This window comes from Nocardia sp. NPDC004415 (assembly GCF_053602435.1).
In genome coordinates, this window is the sequence record NZ_JBSGDP010000014.1 from 101,933 (window position 1) to 111,048 (window position 9,116).

8 protein-coding genes are annotated in these 9,116 nt (G+C 70.8%); 4 read left to right on the plus strand and 4 right to left on the minus strand.

The features are described from left to right. Nucleotides 1-2 precede the first annotated feature (2 nt). The gene (locus ACWEMY_RS09810) at nt 3-1,250 is read left to right on the plus strand and encodes an RNA polymerase sigma factor (RefSeq protein ID WP_452389661.1); all 1,248 of its coding nucleotides are present in this window, start codon (nt 3-5) and stop codon (nt 1,248-1,250) included. Nucleotides 1,251-1,259: 9 nt separating this feature from the next. Here ACWEMY_RS09810 and ACWEMY_RS09815 read toward each other — a convergent pair whose 3' ends face one another. Both ACWEMY_RS09815 and ACWEMY_RS09820 read right to left on the minus strand, forming a co-directional pair. Beyond that, nucleotides 1,260-2,081, minus strand: coding sequence for a siderophore-interacting protein (locus ACWEMY_RS09815; RefSeq protein ID WP_452389662.1), 822 nt, complete (start codon nt 2,079-2,081; stop codon nt 1,260-1,262). Between the two features lie 70 nt (nt 2,082-2,151). Continuing rightward, nucleotides 2,152-3,321, minus strand: coding sequence for a phosphotransferase family protein (locus tag ACWEMY_RS09820; RefSeq protein ID WP_375928799.1), 1,170 nt, complete (start codon nt 3,319-3,321; stop codon nt 2,152-2,154). A 193-nt stretch (nt 3,322-3,514) separates the two neighbouring features. Between ACWEMY_RS09820 and ACWEMY_RS09825 the strand changes: the two genes are divergently transcribed. After that, nucleotides 3,515-4,534, plus strand: a complete 1,020-nt coding sequence (locus ACWEMY_RS09825; protein ID WP_375928801.1) for a hypothetical protein — start codon at nt 3,515-3,517, stop codon at nt 4,532-4,534. A gap of 3 nt (nt 4,535-4,537) precedes the next feature. Here the strand turns inward: ACWEMY_RS09825 and ACWEMY_RS09830 are convergent, their stop codons facing one another. Next, the gene (locus ACWEMY_RS09830; RefSeq protein WP_452389663.1) at nt 4,538-5,506 is read right to left on the minus strand and encodes a DUF389 domain-containing protein; all 969 of its coding nucleotides are present in this window, start codon (nt 5,504-5,506) and stop codon (nt 4,538-4,540) included. Between the two features lie 57 nt (nt 5,507-5,563). Further along, nucleotides 5,564-7,375 carry an aspartate--tRNA ligase gene (gene aspS / locus ACWEMY_RS09835; RefSeq protein ID WP_375928805.1) on the minus strand — a complete coding sequence of 604 codons (1,812 nt, stop codon included), beginning with the start codon at nt 7,373-7,375 and terminating at the stop codon, nt 5,564-5,566. Nucleotides 7,376-7,574: 199 nt separating this feature from the next. Between aspS and ypfJ the strand changes: the two genes are divergently transcribed. Both ypfJ and ACWEMY_RS09845 read left to right on the plus strand, forming a co-directional pair. Next, complete coding sequence (gene ypfJ, locus ACWEMY_RS09840; protein WP_452389664.1) at nt 7,575-8,504, plus strand: KPN_02809 family neutral zinc metallopeptidase; 930 nt, start codon at nt 7,575-7,577, stop codon at nt 8,502-8,504. A 43-nt stretch (nt 8,505-8,547) separates the two neighbouring features. Then, entirely contained in the window at nt 8,548-9,042 is a 495-nt protein-coding gene (locus ACWEMY_RS09845; RefSeq protein ID WP_452389665.1) for a hypothetical protein, read from the plus strand. The last annotated feature ends 74 nt before the right edge of the window (nt 9,043-9,116 follow it).

Sequence of the window (9,116 nt, forward strand, 5' to 3'; positions counted from 1 at the left end):
GCATGGTCACCGATACGGCCGCGGCCGTCGAGCGGGCGCACCGGCGCGAGTGGGCATTCGTGCTCGCCGCGACGGTGCGCCTGACCCGCGATCTGGATCTGGCCGAGGAGTGCGTGCAGGACGCCTACGCCACCGCGCTCACCGCCTGGGCCGCCGACGGCGCGCCCGCCCGGCCGGGCGCCTGGCTGACCACGGTGGCCCGGCGCCGCGCCCTGGATCTGCTGCGCCGGGAGGGCACCTTCCGGCGGGCGCTGCCGAAACTCGTCGTCGACGAGCCCGCCGACGACACCGCCGACCTCGCCCTGGCCGAGCTGGACGGCCCGGCGATCCCCGACGACCGGCTGCGCCTGATCAGCACCTGCTGTCACCCGGCGCTGGCCCCACAGGCGCAGGTGGCGCTGACGCTGCGGCTGGTCTGCGGTGTCACCACCGCCGAGGTGGCCCGCGCGTTCCTGGTGAGCGAGGCGACCATGGCCGCGCGGATCACCCGCGCCAAGAAGAAGATCGCGGTGGCAGGCATCCCGTACCGGGTGCCGTCGGTGCGGGAGCTACCGCAGCGGCTAGACGCCATCTGCGCGGTGATCCACCTGCTGTTCACCACGGGGCACACCGCTCCCGCCGGTGAGGTCCTGGTCCGCGCCGACCTGGTCGACCGGGCGCTGCAACTGGCCAGGATGATGCGTGCCCTGGTCCCCGACGACCCGTCGGTCACCGGCCTGCTGGCGCTGATCCTGCTCACCGACGCCCGCCGCGCCGCGCGCGTGGACGCCGCGGGCACCCTGTGCACCCTCGAACACCAGGACCGCACCCGCTGGGACCGCGCCGCGATCACCGAGGGCATCGCACTGGTGAAACAGGCCCTGCCACACACGGATCGGTACACCGTGCAGGCGGCCATCGCCGCCGTGCACGACGAGGCGCCCACCTGGGCGCAGACGGACTGGCCCGAGATCATCGGGCTGTACCGGCTGCTGCTGCGCGTGGCGCCCTCGCCGGTCGCCCGTCTGAACCACGCCGTCGCGGTGGGCCTGTCCGGAAATCCCGGGCAGGCGCTGGCGCTGCTCGAGCCGCTCGGTGCCGAACCCGCGCTGGCGACCTACGGCTACCTCGACGTCGCCCGCGCCGCCTTCCTCGCCGAACTCGGCCGGACCGACGAGGCGATCGCCGCCTACGAGTCGGCGCTGCTGCTCACCGACAACGCCGTCGAACGCGCGCACCTGGCCGACAAGCTGGCCGGGCTCACACGCTGAGGACCGGCCTCACGCGCCCTCGGCGGCCAGTTCCCGCTTCCACTCCCGGAAGCCCTCCTCGGTGCGCCCGCGCCGCCAGTACCCCGAGATCGACAGCCACTCCGGCGCGACCTCGCGTTCCTTGCGCAGGTACGGACGCAGATTGCGCATCACGGCCTCGGCCTCGCCGTGCACGAAGGCGTGCACCTGTCCCGGCAGCCATTCGGCCGCGCGCACCGCGGCGACCAGGGGCGCGTTGGCCCCCGCGAGGTCGTTCGGCACCGCATCCGAGGACACCCCGCGGTGCACCCACCGCACGCTCAGGTCGGCGGGCGAGTCCAGCGCGATCTCGTCCTCGGGCCCGCCCACCTCGACGAACACCAGCGCGGGCGCGCCGGCGGGCAGGGCCGCGACACCGGCGGCGATGGCGGGCAGCGCGGACTCGTCACCGGCGAACAGGTACCAGTCGGCCGCCGGATCGGGCGCGAACGCCCCACCCGGACCGAACAGCCGGAACCGCTCCCCGGGTTCGACATCGCGTGCCCACGGCCCCGCGACGCCCTCATCGCCGTGCACCACGAAGTCGATGGCGATCTCGCGGGTCGCCGCGTCGAAGGACCGGACGGTGTAGGTGCGCAGGATCGGCTGACTCTCCGGGCCCAGCGTGGCCCGCACGGTGTCCAGATCGAACGGTTCCGGATACACCACGCCCGGCACCGGGAAGATCAATTTCACGTAGGCGTCGGTGAATTCGTTGGGTGTGAACCCGTCTTCCACCACGCCGACCACCCGGACCAGGTGCGGGGTCAACGACTGCTTACGGACGACGGTGACACTGACCGGTTTCGGCACAGCTGCTCCCCATTCCTCGGATGATCCGACCTCCGACGCTACTCCCGTCGCGCCGGAAAGTGGGGTGCTCCTATTCCGCCCAGCGCTCCTCGAGCATGGCCGAGACCTGCTCGGCGAAGTCGCCGACGGCGTCGTCACCGGTGACGCGCGCGTCCTCGGCCAGCGCCGACCAGCGGTTGATCAGCGCTTCCGAGCGCGGCACCGACAGGCCGTGCTCGCGGGCGGTCGCGATGCGGGTGTGGTCGGCGGGCAGGAACCAGTAGGTCGACAGCCACACCCAGATCAGCCGGGCCTCGAGGATCCGCTCGGCGAGCACCGCGTCGTCGGCCAGCGAGGGCCACACTCCGACCACGGCCGACCGCCACGCCTCGACCATCTCCTTGGCGCGGCTGCGCGAGAGCTCGAAATCGCACAGGCACCCGGGGAAGGAGACCAGCGCGTAGGCGATGTCGAGGGTGGCGTCGCGGAAACCGCCCCACTCGTAGTCGAGGAACCGCGCGCCCTCGTCGTTCATGATCACGTTGTCCGGGCACAGGTCCGACGGGCTGAACGCGCGGTGCCGGCCACCGGTGAACAGGCGGTTGCCGTGCACGATGCGCTCGGCGATCTCCCCGGGCACCTCGATGCCGAGCTCGGCGCGCAGCAGCCCGGGGACATCGGCGATGGCGGCCTGGGCCTGCTGGGCGATCCCGTCGACCCGGTGCACCGAATCGACCCGGCGCATCAGCGCGACGAAATCGGGTTCGCGGCCGACGGTCGCGGCGTGCATCCGGCCCAGCGCCTGCGCGAAGGCCATCAGCGCGTTGCGGGTGCCGGGTTCGACCCTGGCCCGCAGCACCGAGGTGAGCAGCGCGTTGTCGCCGAGGTCGGACAGCACCAGCAACCGGTCGGGCACGCTGTGCGCGATCAGGAAGGCGCCGGGCCGCTGCTCGCGGCTCAAGGCAGTGGTGAACTGGTAGGACACCGCCTCCCGGAGGAAGGCCGCGTCGATGCTGGCGACGCCGGGAGCCATGCCCCCGGTGCGCCGCTGCGTCGCGGTACCGCGCACCTGTTTCACGATCAGCGTGCGCGGCAACGAGAATGCGTTCTCCGCAACACGCACGCGTAGGACTGTCGTCCTACCACTGCCACTGAGCTCCATCGGATCGCTCAGCTTCACCGGAGCACCCATTCGCTTTGTGAGCAACTGTTGTGCTGCGGACACGACGTCGGCGGCGCGTTCGGCCAATAGTGCGGTCATCGCCTCTCAAGCTACTCGTACCTGGTCACTTCTAGCGAGCGGTTGCACAACCTTTCCGCGTCACCCGGCGTGTTGGCGCCGAGGTTGCGCGAGTGTGCCTGTTCGCTTGACACACTCGACGGTTGTCGGGTTTTCTCATCGTCAACTGCTGTGCGCCACACCGCAAACCGGTTGAGTCGAAAGGTCTATCACAGTGACCGACACACCGTACGCCGCATCGAGCGATTCCCCCGGTGGGTCGCCCGGTCCCGGCGGTGGCGGACAGTTCGCCGGCCCACCGAATTCCCCGTCCGGCCCGGGCGGTTCGCCCGGCACCGGCGCGGGCCACAGCAGGCACGGAATGGCCGGTGGCGCAGGCTATCCGCAATTCGAGGGCCCCGGCGCCGCGCAGTACGGCAACGAACCGGTCGAGCCCGCTCCCCCGATTGCCGGCACGGGCGCGCCCGCACCGCAGTACGGCCCCGCGGGCACCGGTCCCGGTTACCCCGCACCGCAGCCGAAACCGGACAGCGCCACCTTCGCCACCGCCCCCGCGTCCGGCGTGTCGGGGGTGCCGGGCGGGCAGCCGCCGGGTTACTACCATTCGGGAGCACAAGCCCTCGATGTCGGCCGCTCGCTGAGTTACGGATGGGAACGCTTCCGCGTCAATCCCGGCCCGTGGCTGGGGGTGACCGGGGTCGGGGTGCTGATCTATCTCGCGTTCCTCGCCGTCGTCCAGATCTTCGAGCCGACCTCGCTGTTCACCCTGCTGCTGCTGTTCCTGGTCGTGCTGGTGGGGCTGTGGCTGCTGCAGGCGGTGATGGTGCGCGGCGCGCTCTACGAAATCGACGGTTATCCACCGGCATTCGGCTCGTTCTTCCGATTCGTCAACGCGGGCAATGTCCTGCTGACCTCGCTGCTGGCCTTCGCGGCGACGCTCATCGCCTCGTCGCTGTGCCTGCTGCCCGGCCTGGTCGTCGGGTTCCTGTGCATGTTCTCGATGCACTTCGTCATCGACCAGGACTACGGTCCGGTGGAGGCGATCAAGGCGAGCGCGCAGCTGGTGATCGCCAACCTGTGGGCCGCGCTGCTGCTGGCGCTGACGATCGCGCTGGTGACCATGGTCGGCCTGGCGCTGTGCGGGCTCGGGCTCTTCGTCGCGGGGCCGGTGTGCGCCATGGCGGTGACCTACGCCTACCGGATGCTCACCGCGGGCCCGGTGGCCCGTATCTGAGGCTCAGCGGTCGAACGGCGTGCGCATCCCGATCGCGCGCTGGAACCGGCCCACCGGGCCGCTCTCCTCGCCCGCGCGCGGGCGCAGTTCGAGCACGACCACCCCGGCCACCACGATGCCGAGCAGGTTCACCGCGAGCTGACCGGCCGACTCGAACGCCCGGTGCCACTGCCCGATGGCGGCGGCCACCACCGCGTAGCCCGCGGCGGGCACGGTGGTGACCGAGATGAACACCCCGATCAGCGCCGCCGATTTCGCCGTCACCAGGGAGAGCATCCCCGCCGCTCCGGCCAGCAGCGCGACGACCAGGGAGAACGGGCCCACCTGGTAGATGAAGTCGACATTGTGCGCGTCGATGACGCGCTCGGTGGTGATCCAGCCGAACCGCTCCCACACCAGCGTCGCGGCCAGGGTGATCGTCATGGCCAGGGGGAAGGCGATCGCCAGCGCGATCACCGAACGTCGCGCCAGCCGCCAGTTGCGGCGCACCAGCGCCACCGACAGTGCCGCCAGCGGCCCGAATTCCGGGCCGACCACCATGGCGCCGACCACGGTCACCGGGGAGTTGGTCGAGACCCCGATGGCGGCCAGCAGGCACGCGATGGTCAGGAAGGCGAGGAAGGTGACGTTGAGGGTGGACTCCTCGTGGGTCTCCTTCAGCAACTGCTCCCAGACCACGGTGTCGGTCGGGTCGCCCGGCGTGGCACGCTCGGCGCGGTCGGCGGCGTCGGAGAGCACGGTGGTGACCGGTCCGAGGGTGATGCCGCCGTGTTCGACGATGCCCAGGCTCTTGACGTCGGCGATCACCTTGTTCGCGCCCTCGCGCGCGACATCGGCCTGGACCAGATCACCGGCCGGTTCGAGGGCGATCCCGGGCGCCACCGTCAGATGGGTGACGCCGGGATCGGCTTCGAGCATGCGCACCAGCGCGTCGGTGTACTCGGGCGGACTGATGACGCGCAGGTGCAGCACCGGGCCTCCTGGTCGGACGGACTGACCAGAAGGTACCGGCTCACCGCGGCGGTGGCGCTACTTCGCGTCGGCGGCCTTCGGCGCGTCGGCGGCCTTGGCCTCGCCCTTGGGTTCGGGCTTGGCGTCGATCCCGGCCTCCTTGCGCTGCTGCGCGGTGATCGGCGCGGGCGCGTCGGTGAGCGGGTCGACGCCGCCGCCGGTCTTCGGGAAGGCGATGACCTCGCGGATCGAGTCCTCACCGGCCAGCAGCGCGGTGATGCGGTCCCAGCCGAAGGCGATGCCGCCGTGCGGCGGGGCGCCGTAGGAGAAGGCGTCGAGCAGGAAGCCGAACTTCTCCTGCGCCTCGTCGTGGCCGATGCCCATCACCTTGAACACGCGTTCCTGCACGTCGCGGCGGTGGATACGGATGGAACCGCCACCGATCTCGTTGCCGTTGCAGACGATGTCGTAGGCGTAGGCCAGCGCCGAACCCGGATCGGTGTCGAAGGTGTCCATCGACTCCGGCTTGGGCGAGGTGAAGGCGTGGTGCACCGCGGTCCAGGCCGAGTAGCCCAGGGCCACGTCACCGCTGGCGGTGGCGTCGGCGGTCGGCTCGAACATGGGGGCGTCGACGATCCAGACGAAGGCCCAGGCGTTCGGGTCGATGAGGTCGCACTTGCGCGCGATCTCGCCGCGCGCGGCACCCAGCAGCGCGCGCTGGGCCTTGGTCGGGCCCGCGGCGAAGAACACGCAGTCACCGGGCTCGGCGCCGACGTGCTTGGCCAGGCCCTCACGCTCGGCGTCGGACAGGTTCTTGGCGACCGGGCCGCCCAGGGTGCCGTCCTCGTTGATCAGGATGTAGGCCAGGCCCTTGGCGCCGCGCTGCTTGGCCCATTCCTGCCAGGCGTCGAGCTGACGGCGCGGCTGGCTCGCGCCACCGGGCATCACGACCGCGCCCACGTACTCCGCCTGGAACACCCGGAACGGGGTCTGGGCGAAGAACTCGGTGCACTCGGTGATCTCGACGCCGAAGCGCAGGTCGGGCTTGTCCGAGCCGAAGCGGCGCATGGCCTCGGCGTAGGTCATGTGCGGGATCGGGGTCTGGATCTCGTAGCCGACCAGGCTCCACAGCGCGGTGAGCACGTCCTCGGCCAGCAGGATCACGTCCTCCTGGCGCACGAAGCTCATCTCGATGTCGAGCTGGGTGAACTCGGGCTGACGGTCGGCGCGGAAGTCCTCGTCGCGGTAGCAGCGCGCGATCTGGAAGTAGCGCTCGATGCCACCGACCATGAGCAGCTGCTTGAACAGCTGCGGGCTCTGCGGCAGCGCGTAGAAGCTGCCCGGCTGCAGGCGCGCGGGGACCAGGAAGTCGCGGGCGCCCTCGGGGGTGGAGCGGGTGAGGGTGGGGGTCTCCACCTCGACGAACTCGTGGCGGGCGAGCACCTCGCGGGCGGCGGCGTTGACCTTGGAGCGCAGCCGGATGGCGTGCGCGGGGCCCTCGCGGCGCAGGTCGAGGTAGCGGTACTTGAGGCGGGCCTCGTCGCCGGGGGTCTCGTCGAGCTGGAACGGCAGCGGCGCGCTCTCGTTGAGCACCACCAGTTCCTTGACGTCGATCTCGATCGCGCCGGTCGGCAGCTCCGGGTTCTCGTTACCGTCGGGACGCTGCTCCACCACACCGGTGATCTGCACGACGTACTCCGCGCGCAGCTTGTGGGCCTGTTCGGCCGCCGCACCCTCGCGGAACACGGCCTGCGCCACCCCGGAGGCGTCGCGCAGATCGATGAAGATCACGCCACCGTGGTCACGACGCCGGGCCACCCAGCCGGTGAGGGTGACGGTCTGACCGGCGTGCTCGCTTCGCAGCGAACCAGCCAAGTGGGTGCGCAGCACGGTATTCCTTTCGACGACTGGTCGCACCGGCGGAGGAGACCAGGTGCACTGCCATCGTAGTGAGACACGTTCGTGGAGTGAAAACCGATATCCGGGTCACCGTGTCAAGCTTGTGACACATGCCCGCCGTCCGCCACGCCCGCCGACGGTGAATCATGCTGTTGGACAGCTGGACAACCGAGCGAAGGCGAGTACGTCGATGACCTTCAACGAAGGTATGCAGATCGATCCGGGACGGGCATCCTCGGGCGGTGGACCCGGAATGGGCGGCAAACTCGCCATCGGCGGCGGCGCGGGCGGCCTGATCCTGCTGGTGATCACCCTGCTGCTCGGCGGGGACCCCGGTTCGGTGCTGGGCAACTTCACCGGCGCGCAGACCGAACAGCAGGCGGGCCAGGGGGCCACCGCGGGCACGCCCGCGCACTGCAAGACCGGCGCCGACGCCAACAGGTACGTCGACTGCCGGATCGTCGCCACCACCCAGAGCCTCGACGGTGTGTGGTCGCAGGAACTGCCGAAGCAGACGGGCACCCGATATGTGGAGCCGAAGCTGGTGCTGTTCTCCGGCGCGGTGAACACCGGCTGCGGCAACGCCACCAGTGACGTGGGCCCGTTCTACTGCCCCGCCGACCAGACCGCCTACTTCGACACCAGCTTCTTCCAGGAGCTCACCGATCGCTTCGGTGCCAGCGGCGGCCCGCTGGCCCAGGAGTACGTGGTGGCGCACGAGGTGGGCCACCACATCCAGAACCAGCTCGGCGACATCGGCCGGGCCCAGCGCGACCCGAAGGGCGCGCAGTCGGGTGCGGTCCGCACCGAGCTGCAGGCCGACTGCTACGCGGGCATCTGGGCGCACTTCGCCGACAAGCAGCCCGCGCCGGGCGCCACCCAGCCGTTCCTGAAGCCGTTGACCGACAACGACATCCGCGACGCGCTCTCGGCCGCCAATGCCGTCGGTGACGACCGGATCCAGCGCGCGGCCGGGCGCGGGGTCAATCCCGAGTCCTGGACGCACGGTTCCTCCGAGCAGCGCCAGAAGTGGTTCCTGGCCGGTTACCGCACCGGGGCGGTGTCCTCGTGCGACACCTATTCCGCGGGTGACCTGAACAACCCGCCCGGGCTACGCTGACCCCCGAACGCGACACCGACACATCGTCTTTCGAGGGGAACCCATGCGCCTGACCATGACCGGACTGCTCGTCTGCGCACTCGCACTGCCCGGCCTGAGCGCCGCGGCCCACGCGGAGCCGACGCCGCTACCGCTGGTCAGCTTGACCACGATTCCCGACGGCTGGTCGCAGCGCACCGACCTGCGCCCGGTGCTGCAGGTGTTCGCCGACGGCAAGGCCGTGCACAGCCCGGACGCGGTGAGCAAGGACCGCAAGCCCGAGACGGCGGCGAAGATGGTGACCGGCACGGTCGGCGCCGAGGTGCTCGCGGCGGCGCAGGACGAGATCGCCGCGCTGGCCGAGATCGATTTCGGGGTCCCGGCCGGTGACGGCAAGGGCAGCCAGATCATCGACCTGATGCCCGACGACCCGGCCGGCGAGGTCCACCTGGTGGTCTACTCCCCCGCCTCCGGCGACGGGCTCACCGGCGAGCAGCAGGCCGCGCGCAAGCGCTTCACCGATCTCTACAAGAAGCTGGTCGACGCCTTCAAGAGCTGAGTGCGCGGTGGCGCGGGTGGCGGTGTCGAGCGGCGCCACCGCAGGGCAGGACCGGTGTTGGTGGGGGGGGCGCG

Coding starts and splice junctions, on each gene's coding strand:
- ACWEMY_RS09845 (WP_452389665.1), top strand. CDS start 8,548: ATGCGCCTGACCATGACCGGACTGCTCGTCTGCGCACTCGCACTGCCC.
- ypfJ (WP_452389664.1), top strand. CDS start 7,575: ATGACCTTCAACGAAGGTATGCAGATCGATCCGGGACGGGCATCCTCG.
- ACWEMY_RS09810 (WP_452389661.1), top strand. CDS start 3: ATGGTCACCGATACGGCCGCGGCCGTCGAGCGGGCGCACCGGCGCGAG.
- ACWEMY_RS09820 (WP_375928799.1), bottom strand. CDS start 3,321: ATGACCGCACTATTGGCCGAACGCGCCGCCGACGTCGTGTCCGCAGCA.